The following is a 13,638-nucleotide window of genomic DNA, read 5'->3' as shown; positions in this document are numbered from 1 at the left end:
CCGGAGCCTCCGCGGGCATCCGTCGCGGGGCCGACTGGGTTACGTTCGAAGTATGAAGAATCGGACGAACCGGATCACTGTCGGACTGTCCGGGCTGCTGCTCGCCCTGGGAGCCGTGTCCTTCACGGCGGCGCCCGGGGCGCCGGCGGCGTCCGTGGCGCGCGAGGCCTCCAGCACGTCGGTGGTGGCCGATGCCTGGGAGAAGAGCCCGGTGTACGTCGATCCGGCGGCGTCGGACCAGCTGTCGGGCGAGCAGGCCGACGCCCTCGCCGAGCGCATCAAGAAGGCCGACAAGCCGGTGTTCGTCGCCGTGCTGCCCGCGAACTTCCCGCAGCAGGGCCTCTTCCAGCAGCTGCGCACCGAGACCGGCGTGACCGGCGTGTACGCGGTCCGGCTCGGCGGCGGGTTCGACGCGAAGGCCGACCCGTCCGTCCTGACCGGCAACGCCGTCGACAACCTCGTCTCGCTGGTCCAGGGCGAGGACACCGCAGTCCAGCTCGACCGCTTCGTCGGCCAGACCCTCGTGCAGGCGGACGGCAGGGCCCCCGAGTCCTGGGGCGGCGGCCCGGACGACGGGGTGTCGGTGGGCGCCCTCGTCGGGGTCGGCGTGGTCGTCGTCGCCGGTGCCGGGGGCGCGTACGCGATCGTGCGCCGCAAGAAGCGGCGCCACGAAGAGGCGCAGCGCGCTTCGCTGGACAAGCTGTCCGTCGTCGTCGACGAGGACATCACCGCCTTCGGCGAGGAGCTGGACCGGCTCGACTTCCACCCCGCGGAGCCGGGGGCGGACGACGCGATGCGCGCGGACTACGAGCGCGCGCTCGACGCGTACGAGAAGGCGAAGTCGTACATGGCGGCCGCGACGCACCCCGAGGACGTGCGCGGCGTCACCCAGGCACTGGAGGACGGGCGCTTCTCCCTGGCGGCGCTCGCCGCGCGGCGGGAGGGGCGCGAGCTCCCGGAGCGGCGCGCCCCCTGCTTCTTCGACCCCCGGCACGGGCCGTCGGTCGAGGACGTGGCATGGGCGCCCGCGGACGGGGCCGAACGCCAGGTCCCGGTGTGCGCGGCGGACGCGGCGCGCCTCGCGGACGGAGAGGACCCGATGGTGCGGACGGTGGCCACGGACTCCGGTGAGCGGAGGCCCTACTGGGAGGCGGGACCCGCGTACGGGCCGTGGGCGGGCGGGTACTTCGGCGGAGGCATCCTGCCGGGTCTCCTCGTCGGCACGATGCTCGGCGGAATGATGATGAGCCCCGCGTACGCGGCGGACTACGGCTCCGGATACGGGAACCCGGGCGGCTACGAGGGCGGCGACTACTCGGGCGCGGACTTCGACCCCGGTGACTTCGGGGGCGGTGGCGACTTCGGCGGGGGCGGGGACTTCGGCGGGGGCGGCGACTTCGGTGGCGGAGGCGGGTTCTAGCGGCGTGACCGTACGCCTGCCGACGTGGCCGCACGCCTTCTGAAGGCTTGACCGCACGACACGCTTGACCGCACGGCAACGACACGGCTTGACCGCACGGCACGATTGCGAGACGATACGGTTCGTCTTGTTGGTTCGTGTGCGGGAGGACAGCCATGCAGCAGGTCTCAGAACCTCAGGAGCAGTACGTCGAGGTCGCCCCCGGAGTGCGACTGTGGACCGAGCGGCGCGGCGCGCCCCACGCCCCCGCGCTGCTGCTCGTCATGGGGGCCCAGGCCACCGGGCTCGGCTGGCCCGAGCCGCTGGTCGACGCGCTCGCGGCGCACCATCACGTCATCCGTTACGACCACCGCGACACGGGCCGCTCCGGCCGCCCCTTCGACGAGAACCCCTACCCCGTCACCGACTTGGCGCGCGACGCGGTCGCGGTCCTCGACGGACTCGGGATCGAGCGGGCGCACATCGTCGGGCTCTCACTGGGCGGCATGCTCTCCCAACTGGTCCTCGCGGACCACCCGGAGCGGGTGCTGAGCGCGACCCTGCTGGGCACGTGCGCGCTGAGCGAGACGCCGTACGTGACGCCGGACGGCGTGCCTGTCCCCGTCGACGAGCTCCCCGGCGTCGCGCCGGAGATCCTGGAGATGTGGTCGCGCCCCGTCGAGGACCACGGCATGGAAGCCGAGCTGGACCGGCGCGTCGAGCACTGGCGGCTGTTGAGCGGCGACCAACTGCCCTTCGACGCCGATTACTTCAGAGAGCTGGAGCGGCGCGTCATCGAGCACGCGGGTACTTATCTGGAGTCGTCCGCCCACGCGCTCGCGGACAGTGCGGGCATGGTCCGTACGGCCGAGCTGGCCGCGAACCGCGTCCCCACGCTCGTCGTCTCCGCCACGGCGGAGCCGGTCTTCCCGCTCCCGCACCCCCAGCACCTCGCGCAGGTCATCGCCGGGGCGCGCCTGGTGGAGATCCCGGGCATGGGCCATTCGCTGCCGCCGGCGGTGCACGCACCCCTGGCCAAGGCGATCCTGGGACACACGCTCGGCGGGGCGTGAGCGGGCGGCCGTCCCGGGGCCGACCGATATCGGGCCAGTCGGCCAGTCGGCCAGTCGGTCAGCCGGTCAGCCGGTCTGCGGGTCGGCCTGCGGACCTGTCACCGGCCACCGTCCCGGATGCCCCGGCGGGAGTGCCAAGTCCCGTCGTACGGCCGCGTAGTAGGCCTGACGTGCGGTCCGTTGCCGTTCGAGGAGCGCGGCCCACGCCTCGGGGTCGTGGGTGTCCTCCCGCAGGAACCGCTCCATCCGGATCACCAGGAGCACCCACTTCCGCGCCTCGTCGACGACGTCCGGCGCGCCGAGCATCAGCAGCGCCTCCCCGGCGGGGTCGCGGGCTTCGGCGGCCTGGGTGAAGTGGGGGACCGCCTCTTCGGGCGAGAGGGGGTGGGGATGCGGGTCGTTGCCGAGATGGGCGGCGACCCGGTAGGTGAGGCTGACGGTCTGCTTCAGGACCCGGGCGTACTCGGTGTAGACGCCGAGCCGCCGTTCCTCCCAGCGTGCCGCCTGCTCCCGCCTGAACCGGATGCGGTCGCCGCGCGTCACCGCCACATAGGACCCGAGCGCACCGATGGTCACGCCGATGAGGGCGGGCAGTTGCTGTATGAACTCCGACACGACGGAACGGTAGCGCGCGGCGGGACGCGATGGTCGGGATCTGCGGACACCGCCCGGTTCAGGAGGCGGTCTTGATCGCCGAGATGTCGAAGTTCAGCTTGATCTTGTCGGAGACGAGCATGCCGCCGGTCTCCAGCGCGGCGTTCCACGTGAGGCCCCACTCCGAGCGCAGGATCTCGGCCTTGCCCTCGAAGCCGACGCGCTCGTTGCCGAACGGGTCCTTGGCCGAGCCGTTGAACTCCAGGTCGATGGAGAGCGGCTTGGTGGTGCCCAGGATCGTCAGGTCGCCGGTGACGCGGTAGTCGTCGCCGCCCAGCGCCTCCGTCCTCGTGGAGCGGAACGTCATCTCGGGGAACTCGTCGGTCTTGAAGAAGTCGGCGCTCTTCAGGTGGCCGTCGCGGTCGGCGTTGCCGGTGTCGATGCTCTCCATCGTGACGTCGAGGGAGGCCGTCGAGCGGGACGGGTCCGTGCCGTCCAAGTGCAGCGTGCCGGTGAAGTCGAGGAAGGAGCCCTTGACGTTCGTGACCATGGCGTGGCGGGCGACGAATCCGATCGTCGTGTGCGCCGGGTCGATCGTGTAGTCGCCGGTGAGCGCGGCGAGCTCCGGGCTGACCGCGGCGGGGGCGGTGGCGGTGGCGGTGGCGGCGGAGGTGGTGGCGGTTTCGTTCTTGCGGCCGAAGAGACCCATGACGTGCTCCTTGGGGGACGAGCTCCTGTGAGGAGCTACTGAGCTTCCGAGTGCTTGTTGAATGTTCAACGAGAACGAATGTAGCGCGATTCGGTTCAACATTCAACCTATTCGTCATGGGTGTCGTGGGGGTGTCGCATGGGTGCCGCTCGGGCGTCATCGGCGTGCGCGGTGGTGCCACCTTGCGCCAAAGCGTGCGCCACCCTGCCTGACCTGCGAAAAGAGTGCGCGGCGGCCTTGTCCGGTGTGCCCGTGGCGCCGCAACCCCTTGCGGTGGCGCCAATGTGATGCCATGATGGCGTCATGAACCTCACGCAGTACGTCGACCAGCTCCGGCAGGAGCTCGCCGTAGCCGCCGAAGCGGGTGGCGACGAGGCCCGCGCGATGGCCGAGCGCCTCACCGCACCGCTCGAATCGGCCGCCCGGCTCACCCTGCTGAACGCGCTCTCCGCCGCCGCGGACGAGATCACCGCCGACCTCGCGCCGGGCTCGGTCGACGTGCGGCTGCGTGGGGTCGACCCCGAGTTCGTCGTGACGCCGCCGCCCGCCCCCGAGACGTTCGACGCGCGGGCGGAGTACGAGGCCCTGATGTCGGCCCAGCCCGCGCCGCCCCCGGCGCCCGCCGCGCCCGACACCGCGGACGACGGCGGCACCGCCCGGGTCAACCTCCGCCTCCCCGGCCATGTGAAGGCCCGCGTCGAGGAGGCCGCGAGCCGCGAGGGCCTCTCGGTCAACGCCTGGCTCGTCCGCGCCGCCTCCGCCGCCCTGGACCGGCCCGACGCCCGGACGGCCGTGACGGCGGCCCGCCGCGAGGTCCGCAGCTCGGGCAACGGCTTCACCGGCTGGGTGCGGTAGCCCGGACGCGGCCGACGGCCTCACCGCGCACCGCACAGGACCGCGTTCTTTCACCACCACCGCGTTCTTTCACCCATCACTGACCGAGCCCGCGGGCTCGCCGAGCCAGCAGGACGGGACACCCATGCCTTCTTTCGACACTCCGAAGCCCATCACTGCCACCATCAGCTTCGACGCGGGAACCCTCCGCATCGTGGCGGGGGACCGGGCGGACACCGTCGTCGACGTACGCCCCAGCGGTGCGGCCCAGGACAAGGACGTCAGGGCGGCGGACCGCACCCGTGTCGAGTTCGCCAACGGCAGGCTGCTAGTCAAGGGGCCCAAGGAGCGCTCCCTGTTCGGCAAGGGTCCGTCCATCGACGTGGAGATCGCGCTGCCGGCGGGCTCCGAGGTGCACGCCACGGCCGCCATGGCGCACTTCACCGCCGAAGGCAGGCTCGGCGACTGCGAGTTCAGGACCTCCGGGGGTGACGTGCAGGTCGAGCGAGCGGCGGGCGTCCGCCTGAACACGGGCTACGGAGAGGTCTCCGTCGGCCGCGCGGACGGTCCGGCCGACCTCCACACCGGCTCCGGCGAGATCCGCGTCGGCGAGGTCAAGGGGACAGCCTCGGCCAAGAACTCCAACGGCAACACGAGCCTCGGCGACGTCGAGGGCGACATCACGGTGAAGGCCTCCAACGGCTCCGTCACCGTCGACCGCGCCGGCGCCGACGTCAGCGTCAAGACGGCCAACGGGCCGATCCGGGTAGGTGAGTTGGCGCGCGGCGAGGCCGTCCTGGAGACCGCCACCGGCAAGATCGAGATCGGCATCCCCGAAGGCACGGCCGCCTGGCTCGACGTACGGACGAAGTCGGGCAACGTGCACCAGTCACTGGAGGCGTCGGACGGGTCGGACGCGCCGGGCGAGCCCTCGGACAGGCTGAAGGTGCGGGCCCGTACTTCGTGGGGGGACATCGTGATCCGCCGCGCCTGATTCCCGACCCCGGACGCCGGGCCCCCGCCCGGCCCGGCCGCACCTCACTTCGTCCCACCCCGCCCCGCTCCACCCCGCTCCACCTGTTCCACCCCACTCACCCCCAGCTGCTGCCCCGGCAGCCGTCCGGAATCAGTTTCGAACTGGTGTCCGGTACCGAGGCTGCCCGCTGCCGCACACCCTGCCGTGCACAGCCGCCGCACACCCTGCCGTGCACAGCCGCCGCACACCCTGCCGCGCAACCGAAAAGGAATGGACATGGCCACGCCTCCCCAGACGCGCCCGGCGGCGATCACCGCCACCGGTCTCCGCAAGTCCTACGGCGAGAAGACCGTCCTCGACGGCATCGACCTGCACATCCCGCAGGGCACGATCTTCTCCCTGCTCGGCCCCAACGGCGCGGGCAAGACGACCGCCGTGCAGATCCTCTCCACGCTCATCTCCGCCGACGGCGGCGAGGCGCGGGTGGCGGGCCACGACCTGGCGCGCGAACCCGACGCGGTGCGCGCCGCGATCGGCGTCACCGGCCAGTTCTCCGCCGTGGACAACCTCCTCACCGGCGAGGAGAACCTGACGCTCATGGCCGACCTGTACGGCTTCGGCCGCCGCCAGGGCAGAGACCTTGCCGCCGACCTCATCGAACGGTTCGACCTCGCCGAGGCCGCGAGGAAGCCCGCTTCGACCTATTCGGGCGGCATGCGGCGCCGCCTCGACATCGCGATGACCCTGGTCGGCGGCCCGCGCGTGATCTTCCTGGACGAGCCGACCACCGGCCTCGACCCGCGCAGCCGGCACGGCATGTGGGAGATCGTCCGCGAGCTCGTCGCCGACGGCGTGACCATCTTCCTCACCACGCAGTACCTGGAGGAGGCGGACCAGCTCGCCGACCGCATCGCCGTGCTGAGCGGCGGCAGGCTCGTCGCCGAGGGCACCCCCGCCGAGCTCAAGCGCCTCGTCCCCGGCGGCCACGTCCAGCTGCGCTTCGCCGACCTCGGGAGCCTGGAGGGCGCCGCGCTGACGCTCGGCACCGGCACCCGCGACGACGAGGCCCTGACCCTGCAGATCCCGAGCGACGGCAGCCTGAAATCCGTCAAGGCCGTCCTCGACCGGGTCGACGCCACCGGCCTCCGTGTCGAGGGGCTCGGCATCGACACCCCCGACCTGGACGACGTCTTCTTCGCCATGACCGGCCGCCCCGGCAAGCCGTGACCTCCCGCCCCCACCACCACGAGAGAGCGACGACCCGATGAGTACCGTCACCACCGCCCCGGCCGTCACGCGCGCCGGCCGCCCCGTCCCCGCCCCCACCTCCGCGCTGCGCAACTCCCGCACCATGCTGCGCCGCAACCTCCTGCACGCCCGCCGCTACCCGGCCATGACGATCAGCCTGGTGAGCATGCCCATCGCCATGCTGCTGCTCTTCAACTACGTCTTCGGCGGCACGATGTCGGCGGGCATGGGCGGCGGGTCCGGCGACTACATCGACTACCTCGTCCCCGGCATCCTCCTGATGGCCGTCGGCTCGGGCGTCCTGCCCACCACGGTCGGCGTGTGCACCGACATGACCGAGGGCATCGTGGCCCGCTTCAGGACCATGCCGATCAACGGTTCCTCGGTCCTCACGGGCCGCGCCGTCGGCGCCGTCATCCAGACCCTGATCACCCTCGTCCTCGTCACCGGAGTCGCGTTCCTCGTGGGCTTCCGCTCCAGTGCCGAACCCGTCGAATGGCTCGCCGCGGCCGGGCTCCTCACCCTCATGAGCACCGCGCTCACCTGGCTGGCCGTCGCGCTCGGCCAGCTGGTGAAGGCCCCGGAGGCGGCCAGCAGCGTCGCTCTGCCCTTCTCCTTCCTGCTGCCCTTCCTCAGCAGCGTGTTCGTGCCGCTCGACTCGATGCCGGGCTGGCTGCGGCACTTCGCCGAGTGGCAGCCCTACACCGCCTTCACCGAGACCCTGCGCGGACTGCTGACCGGCGGTGAGATCGGCAAGTTCGGTCCGCTCGCGGTGGGTTGGGGCATCGCCATCGCCCTGCTCGGTTTCGTGTGGGCGCGCTCGCTGTTCCGGCGGGACGCGACGCGCTGACCCCACCGGCCCACTGCCCCCCCAGACCCCGCGGAGCCACGGGGGTGTCTCGCGGGACAGGCCGCGCGACGAAAGCGTCGCGCGGCCTTCCGCGGTGTACGTCACTGGCGCCGCGTCGATCTCTGTCAGAGGTCTAGACAGCGCTTTCTATACGCTGATACACCCCTGCCCATGACCCCCACCCGCCGCACCTTCCTCGCCGCAACCGCTTTCACAGCAGCGGCCGCAGCGGCCGCAGCGACCGCAGCGACCACGACAGCCGCCGCCGCTGCCGCCGCCTCCGAGGACGACGAGTTCGCCACCCTCCGCAAGCGCTGGCTGGAGATCTCCCTCGGCACCGGATACGACCCCGCCGCCGAGCCGTACGTGTCCCGCCTCAAGGAGACCGGCGACCTCGCCCGCACCTTCCGCGCGGCCATGGACCCAGCCGCCAAGTCACTCTGGCCCGACGCCCTGTTCGACCCTCCGGCCGGCATCACCCTCAGCCACAGCAGGCTGTGGACGATGACCCAGGCGTACGTCTGTGAAGGCACCGGTTCGACGGGCGACGCCGGCCTCCTCGCCGACGTCCTGCGCGGCCTCGACCATGTGGCGGACACCGTCTACAACGCCTCCACCACCCGCTACGGCAACTGGTGGGAATGGCAGATAGGCAGCCCCCGCCTGCTCATGGACATCGTGGCGGCGCTGCACGGCGAACTCGGCGCCGCCCGCAGGGACAGAGCCTTCGCGGCCGTCGACCACTTCGTCCCCGACTCCGCGCTCACCGACTACACCGGCACCTCCACCGGCGCCAACCGCGTCGACCTCTGCCGTTCCGTCGCCCTGCGCGGCATCCTCGGCGGGGCCCCCGCGAAGATCGCCCTCGCCCGCGACGCGCTCTCCCCGGTCTTCCCCCATGTCACCAAGGGCGACGGCCTCTACGAGGACGGCTCGTTCGTCCAGCACACCTGGGTCGCCTACTCGGGAACGTACGGACAGGTGATGCTCGACGGTCTCGGCCGCCTCTTCGCGCTGCTCGCGGGGTCCACGTGGGCCGTCACCGACCCGAAGCAGCAGATCATCCTCGACAGTGTCGAGCGTGCGTACGCGCCACTGATCCTCGACGGCCTCGCCATGGACAGCGTCAACGGCCGCGCCGTCAGCCGCGGACACCTCAAGGGCGACGACCGCAAGATCATGCGCAGCGACCACTTCCACGGACAGGGCCTGATCGCCGCCATGGCGCTCCTCGCGGGCGGCGCGAGCGCGGCCGAGCGGGAGCGCTGGTACGGCCGCATCAAGGGCTGGATCGAGCGGGACACCGTCACACCGCTGCTCACCGCCCGCCAGCTCGGGGTCGCCGACCTGGCGCGGCTGCACGCCGTGGCGGACTCCGGAGTGCGGGCGGCGCCCGAACCCGTCGGGCACCGGCTGTTCGCCGCGATGGACCGGGCCGTGCACCGGCGCCCGGGATTCACCGTGAACCTCTCGATGGCCTCGGACCGGATTGCGTACTACGAGTGCGGCAACGGCGAGCACCCGCGCGGCTGGCACACGGGCGCCGGAATGCTCTACTGGTGGGCCGCCGGAACCCCCTCCGACCAGTACACCGACTGGTTCTGGCCGACCGTCGACCCCTACCGGCTGCCCGGCACGACCGTGTCCACCAAGCGGCTCCCCGACAAGGCGGGCGGCGAGTGGGGCGCGGCCAGACCCGCCGTGAAGTGGGTGGGCGGCGCGACCGACGGCGAGTTCGCGGCCGTCGGCCAGCACCTGAAGGGCCTCGGCTCCACGCTCGACGCCCGCAAGTCGTGGTTCTGCGCCGCGGACGCCGTGATCTGCCTGGGCGCCGGGATCACCGCCGCCGACGGCGTCCGCGCCGAGACGGTCGTCGACAACCGCAACCTGGGCGAGGCGGGCACGGCGGCCTTCTCCCTCGACGACGGAGCGCGCCCACGCTGGGCTCACCTGGAGGGCCACGGTGGCTGGATCTTTCCGGGCGGTACGGCCGCGCTGAGGACACTCCGGGAGGACCGCACCGGCGCCTGGTCCGACATCAACACCACGAGCTCCACCGAGCGGCGGACCCGTCGCTGGCAGACGCTGTGGCTCGACCACGGCACCGACCCGGTGGACGCTACGTACGCCTATGTCCTGATGCCCGGGGCCTCGCGGCGCACCCTGAGGGCGCGTGCCGCCGACCGCCGCTGGTTGTCGGTCCTCGCCAACTCGGCGGCGGTCCAGGCGGTGGCCGTCGACTCGCTCGGTCTGACCGCGGCCAACTTCTGGCAGGCGGGCGAGACGGGCCGCCTCGCCGTCACCACTCCCGCGAGCGTGCTGCTCCGGCGGCGGGGGAGACGCGCTACGGTGCATGTGAGTGAACCCCCGCGGACCGGAGAACCCCTCGAATTCACCTGGAACCGCCCCGTCTCCCGGGCGCTCGCCGCGGACCCGTCGGTCGAGGTCGTCTCCACCGGCCGGTCGCTCCGGCTCCGCGTCACGCCGGGAAAGGCCTGCGCGAGCCACCGGTGTGAGGTGTCTCTCAGCTGACGGAGAGTCCTGAGAAGTCGCGTTCCGCACCCTCTTTTGTGGAATTTCCACAATGGAGGAGGGTCTGAGCCGTCACTTCTTCATGGCTCGGGCCCGCTTCTGTCCGGGGGTGCCAGGAAAACGGCCCGGAGACTGTACAGAGTCGACGGTCCGTTTACCGGGGGGCGCTCCGTAAGGTCGCTACATGACCGTTTTGGACGAGACCGCTTCCTCCGGGAGCGAGCCCACCGACTCACGTGGCCGCGTGGCCGAACTGCACGAGATCCGTGCGGAGGCGCTGCGTGGACCGAGCGAGAAGGCGACCGAGGCGCAGCACGCCAAGGGCAAGCTGACGGCACGCGAGCGCATCGAGCTGCTCCTCGACCCGGACTCGTTCAACGAGGTCGAGCAGTTGCGCCGGCACCGGGCCACCGGCTTCGGCCTGGAGGCCAAGAAGCCGTACACGGACGGTGTCATCACCGGGTGGGGCACGGTGGAGGGCCGCACGGTCTTCGTCTACGCGCACGACTTCCGGATCTTCGGCGGCGCGCTCGGCGAGGCGCACGCCACGAAGATCCACAAAATCATGGACATGGCCATCGCGGCCGGTGCCCCGCTGGTCTCCCTCAACGACGGCGCCGGCGCCCGTATCCAGGAGGGCGTCTCGGCGCTCGCCGGCTACGGCGGCATCTTCCAGCGCAACACCAAGGCCTCGGGCGTCATCCCGCAGATCAGCGTGATGCTCGGCCCGTGCGCGGGCGGCGCGGCGTACTCGCCGGCCCTCACCGACTTCGTGTTCATGGTCCGCGAGACCTCGCAGATGTTCATCACCGGGCCGGACGTCGTCCGCGCGGTGACGGGCGAGGAGATCAGCCAGAACGGCCTCGGCGGCGCGGACGTGCACGCCGAGACCTCGGGCGTCTGCCACTTCGCGTACGACGACGAGGAGACGTGCCTGGCCGAGGTCCGGTACCTCATCTCGATGCTCCCCTCCAACAACCGGGAGAACCCGCCGGCCCACGAGTCGGAGGACCCCGCCGAGCGCCGCTCGGACGTCCTGCTCGACCTGGTCCCGGCGGACGGCAACCGTCCGTACGACATGGCCAAGGTCATCGAGGAGCTCGTCGACGACGGCGACTACCTCGAGGTCCACGAGCGCTGGGCGCGCAACATCATCTGCGCCCTGGCCCGCCTGGACGGCCAGGTCGTCGGCATCGTCGCCAACCAGCCGCAGGCACTGGCCGGTGTGCTGGACATCGAGGCGTCCGAGAAGGCCGCCCGCTTCGTGCAGATGTGCGACGCGTTCAACATCCCGATCCTGACCCTGCTCGACGTCCCCGGCTTCCTGCCCGGCGTCGACCAGGAGCACGGCGGCATCATCCGGCACGGCGCCAAGCTCCTGTACGCGTACTGCAACGCCACCGTCCCGCGGATCTCGCTGATCCTGCGCAAGGCGTACGGCGGCGCGTACATCGTCATGGACAGCCAGTCGATCGGCGCCGACCTCACCTACGCCTGGCCGACGAACGAGATCGCGGTCATGGGTGCCGAGGGCGCCGCGAACGTGATCTTCCGCCGTCAGATCGCGGCCGCCGACGACCCCGAGGCCATGCGCGCACGCATGGTCAAGGAGTACAAGGCCGAGCTGATGCACCCGTACTACGCCGCCGAGCGCGGTCTGGTCGACGACGTCATCGACCCGGCCGAGACCCGCGAGGTCCTCATCAAGTCCCTCGCGATGCTCCGCAACAAGCACGCCGACCTGCCCTCGCGCAAGCACGGCAACCCCCCGCAGTAGCCCACAAGGAGAACGCTGCAGATGACCACCCCCGACATCCGCGTCGAAAAGGGTCACGCCGAGCCCGAGGAAGTAGCGGCCATCACCGCGATCCTGCTGGCCCGCGCCGCCGCCCAGCCCGCCGTGCCCACCGCCCGCCGCGGCCGCGACAAGGCCGGCTGGCGCCGGCTGGAGCGCACCCCGGGCTTCCGCGCCCCGCACAGCTGGCAGGGCTGACGCACCCGCACGCCGAGGCCCCGCTCTCCCCTCGGGAGGGCGGGGCCTCGTGCCGTGTCAGGACAGGTGGGCCGCGGCCGACTCCGCCAGCGGACGGACCGCGGGATGCCAGGGGCGGCCCCGCGGCCCGGACAGGACCAGACGGCGCGAGGTCCGGGGCTCCACCGGCAGCAGCACCAGGTCGGGCGGTATCAGCGAGCGGGAGACCTCGGAGAGGACGGTCACGCCGATCCCGGCCTGCACCATGCTGATCAGCGTGGCCAGATCCCGGACGCGGTGCGCGGGGCTGAAGCGCAGCCCGGCGAGGCGGTGGATCGCGCGGATGCGGTCCTCGCAGCCGTTGGGCGAGATCAGGAACTCGTCGTCCTCCAGATCGCGGATGTCGACGACGGGCTCGCCCGCGAGGGGATGGTCGCGGGGGAGCAGGGCGCGGTAGCCGTCGAGGGCGAGCTGGACACCCGGTCCCGGCGGCGGGTCGATCAGGACGGCGGCGTCGGCCGTGCCGTTCTCCAGCCACTGGGCGACCTCGCCGCTGTCGCCCTCGAAGACCCGCACGGTGACGCGTGGCAGGCTCTCCCGCCAGTGCCGCAGCAGGGCGGGCACCAGGCCCTGGCAGACCGTGGGCGTCGACGCGAACCGTACGGTGCCGCTCAGGGTCCCCGCGTCCTCGGCGATCGCCTCCACGGCCCGGACCGCCGAGAGCGCGCTGCGGGCGTGCGGCAGGACGCGTTCCCCGAGCGCCGTCGTCCGCACCGGCCCCGACCGGACCAGCAGCGGGGCCGCCAGCTCACGTTCGAGGGAGGCCACGGCATGCGACACCGCCGACTGGCTCAGGCCGAGCTCCGCGGCCGCCGCGCTGAAGCCGCCCGCGTCGACGACGGCGAGAAAGGCCCTGAGCTGCGGGAAGTTCACGGTCATGAGGTGGCCTCATAGGTCTATGACGGCTATGCGTTGGATCAATCGTGCCAGGCCGGGCGAGGCTTGCCGCGTGCCGCCCGGCCGGACGGCACGGCCGTACGACGCGAGGAGAGCCATGCCCCACATCAGGGCCACCGTCACCGACCCGGACCTGCCCCCCACCGTGCGGGGCGCCCTCGCCGAGGGCCTGACCGCCCTGGCGGTCTCCGCGCTCGGCAAGTCCGCCGAGCGGACCATCGTCCACCTCGACCCGGTCCCCGCCGACCGCTACTACGTGGCCGGAAAACCCCTTCCCGAAGGCGTCCGTGACGCACACCTGGAGGTCAGCATCACCGCCGGTACCAACAGCGCCGCGGAGAAGGCCGCGTTCATCACCGGGGCCGCCGCGTTCCTGACGGAACTCCTCGGCCCGCTCGCCCGGGGCGGCGTCGCCCTGCACGAACTCCACCCCGAGAGCTACGGTTACCAGGGCGTGACCCAGTTCGAGCACTACCGCCGAAACTGACAGAGGC

The 13,638-nt window shown here is 71.9% G+C and carries 13 protein-coding genes; 10 read left to right on the top strand and 3 right to left on the bottom strand.

Annotated features, from left to right (window positions below; all coding sequences use genetic code 11):
- Nucleotides 1-52 precede the first annotated feature (52 nt).
- Together AB0N81_RS25715 and AB0N81_RS25710 are read left to right on the top strand one after the other, a co-directional pair.
- Entirely contained in the window at nt 53-1,420 is a 1,368-nt protein-coding gene (locus tag AB0N81_RS25715; RefSeq protein ID WP_365362194.1) for a hypothetical protein, read from the top strand.
- 155 nt (nt 1,421-1,575) lie between these two features.
- Nucleotides 1,576-2,472: an alpha/beta hydrolase gene (locus AB0N81_RS25710; protein WP_365362192.1), complete on the top strand. Its 897-nt coding sequence runs from the start codon at nt 1,576-1,578 to the stop codon at nt 2,470-2,472.
- A gap of 66 nt (nt 2,473-2,538) precedes the next feature.
- On the opposite strand, the gene AB0N81_RS25705 is transcribed toward AB0N81_RS25710, so the two are convergent.
- Both AB0N81_RS25705 and AB0N81_RS25700 read right to left on the bottom strand, forming a co-directional pair.
- Nucleotides 2,539-3,087 carry a hypothetical protein gene (locus AB0N81_RS25705; protein WP_365362190.1) on the bottom strand — a complete coding sequence of 183 codons (549 nt, stop codon included), beginning with the start codon at nt 3,085-3,087 and terminating at the stop codon, nt 2,539-2,541.
- A 58-nt stretch (nt 3,088-3,145) separates the two neighbouring features.
- The gene (locus AB0N81_RS25700) at nt 3,146-3,775 is read right to left on the bottom strand and encodes a YceI family protein (RefSeq protein ID WP_365362188.1); all 630 of its coding nucleotides are present in this window, start codon (nt 3,773-3,775) and stop codon (nt 3,146-3,148) included.
- Nucleotides 3,776-4,078: 303 nt separating this feature from the next.
- Between AB0N81_RS25700 and AB0N81_RS25695 the strand changes: the two genes are divergently transcribed.
- From AB0N81_RS25695 to AB0N81_RS25665, 7 genes are all read left to right on the top strand, one after another.
- A complete protein-coding gene (locus AB0N81_RS25695; protein WP_365362186.1) occupies nt 4,079-4,630 on the top strand; it encodes a hypothetical protein in 552 nt (183 codons plus the stop codon).
- Nucleotides 4,631-4,754: 124 nt separating this feature from the next.
- Nucleotides 4,755-5,603, top strand: a complete 849-nt coding sequence (locus AB0N81_RS25690; protein ID WP_365362184.1) for a DUF4097 family beta strand repeat-containing protein — start codon at nt 4,755-4,757, stop codon at nt 5,601-5,603.
- Between the two features lie 258 nt (nt 5,604-5,861).
- The gene (locus tag AB0N81_RS25685) at nt 5,862-6,812 is read left to right on the top strand and encodes an ATP-binding cassette domain-containing protein (protein ID WP_365362182.1); all 951 of its coding nucleotides are present in this window, start codon (nt 5,862-5,864) and stop codon (nt 6,810-6,812) included.
- 37 nt (nt 6,813-6,849) lie between these two features.
- Nucleotides 6,850-7,683, top strand: coding sequence for an ABC transporter permease (locus AB0N81_RS25680; protein ID WP_365362180.1), 834 nt, complete (start codon nt 6,850-6,852; stop codon nt 7,681-7,683).
- A 171-nt stretch (nt 7,684-7,854) separates the two neighbouring features.
- The gene (locus AB0N81_RS25675; RefSeq protein WP_365362178.1) at nt 7,855-10,215 is read left to right on the top strand and encodes a polysaccharide lyase 8 family protein; all 2,361 of its coding nucleotides are present in this window, start codon (nt 7,855-7,857) and stop codon (nt 10,213-10,215) included.
- Nucleotides 10,216-10,399: 184 nt separating this feature from the next.
- On the top strand, nt 10,400-11,992 hold the full coding sequence (locus tag AB0N81_RS25670) for an acyl-CoA carboxylase subunit beta (RefSeq protein ID WP_365362176.1): 1,593 nt from the start codon (nt 10,400-10,402) through the stop codon (nt 11,990-11,992).
- Between the two features lie 21 nt (nt 11,993-12,013).
- Nucleotides 12,014-12,208 carry an acyl-CoA carboxylase subunit epsilon gene (locus tag AB0N81_RS25665; protein WP_365362174.1) on the top strand — a complete coding sequence of 65 codons (195 nt, stop codon included), beginning with the start codon at nt 12,014-12,016 and terminating at the stop codon, nt 12,206-12,208.
- 57 nt (nt 12,209-12,265) lie between these two features.
- Here the strand turns inward: AB0N81_RS25665 and AB0N81_RS25660 are convergent, their stop codons facing one another.
- Nucleotides 12,266-13,126: a LysR family transcriptional regulator gene (locus AB0N81_RS25660; protein ID WP_365362172.1), complete on the bottom strand. Its 861-nt coding sequence runs from the start codon at nt 13,124-13,126 to the stop codon at nt 12,266-12,268.
- Nucleotides 13,127-13,241: 115 nt separating this feature from the next.
- Between AB0N81_RS25660 and AB0N81_RS25655 the strand changes: the two genes are divergently transcribed.
- Nucleotides 13,242-13,631: a tautomerase family protein gene (locus AB0N81_RS25655; RefSeq protein ID WP_365362170.1), complete on the top strand. Its 390-nt coding sequence runs from the start codon at nt 13,242-13,244 to the stop codon at nt 13,629-13,631.
- Nucleotides 13,632-13,638: the final 7 nt, after the last annotated feature.

This window comes from Streptomyces sp. NPDC093510 (assembly GCF_040683555.1).
GTDB lineage: Bacteria > Actinomycetota > Actinomycetes > Streptomycetales > Streptomycetaceae > Streptomyces.
The sequence above is the reverse complement of the archived record's forward strand: the minus strand, read 5'-3'. Positions and strand labels throughout refer to the sequence as shown.

Bases quoted from the DNA above. Each gene is read 5' to 3' on its own strand.
- AB0N81_RS25715 (WP_365362194.1), top strand. From the start codon at position 53: ATGAAGAATCGGACGAACCGGATCACTGTCGGACTGTCCGGGCTGCTG.
- AB0N81_RS25710 (WP_365362192.1), top strand. From the start codon at position 1,576: ATGCAGCAGGTCTCAGAACCTCAGGAGCAGTACGTCGAGGTCGCCCCC.
- AB0N81_RS25700 (WP_365362188.1), bottom strand. From the start codon at position 3,775: ATGGGTCTCTTCGGCCGCAAGAACGAAACCGCCACCACCTCCGCCGCC.
- AB0N81_RS25695 (WP_365362186.1), top strand. From the start codon at position 4,079: ATGAACCTCACGCAGTACGTCGACCAGCTCCGGCAGGAGCTCGCCGTA.
- AB0N81_RS25690 (WP_365362184.1), top strand. From the start codon at position 4,755: ATGCCTTCTTTCGACACTCCGAAGCCCATCACTGCCACCATCAGCTTC.
- AB0N81_RS25685 (WP_365362182.1), top strand. From the start codon at position 5,862: ATGGCCACGCCTCCCCAGACGCGCCCGGCGGCGATCACCGCCACCGGT.
- AB0N81_RS25680 (WP_365362180.1), top strand. From the start codon at position 6,850: ATGAGTACCGTCACCACCGCCCCGGCCGTCACGCGCGCCGGCCGCCCC.
- AB0N81_RS25675 (WP_365362178.1), top strand. From the start codon at position 7,855: ATGACCCCCACCCGCCGCACCTTCCTCGCCGCAACCGCTTTCACAGCA.
- AB0N81_RS25670 (WP_365362176.1), top strand. From the start codon at position 10,400: ATGACCGTTTTGGACGAGACCGCTTCCTCCGGGAGCGAGCCCACCGAC.
- AB0N81_RS25665 (WP_365362174.1), top strand. From the start codon at position 12,014: ATGACCACCCCCGACATCCGCGTCGAAAAGGGTCACGCCGAGCCCGAG.
- AB0N81_RS25660 (WP_365362172.1), bottom strand. From the start codon at position 13,126: ATGACCGTGAACTTCCCGCAGCTCAGGGCCTTTCTCGCCGTCGTCGAC.
- AB0N81_RS25655 (WP_365362170.1), top strand. From the start codon at position 13,242: ATGCCCCACATCAGGGCCACCGTCACCGACCCGGACCTGCCCCCCACC.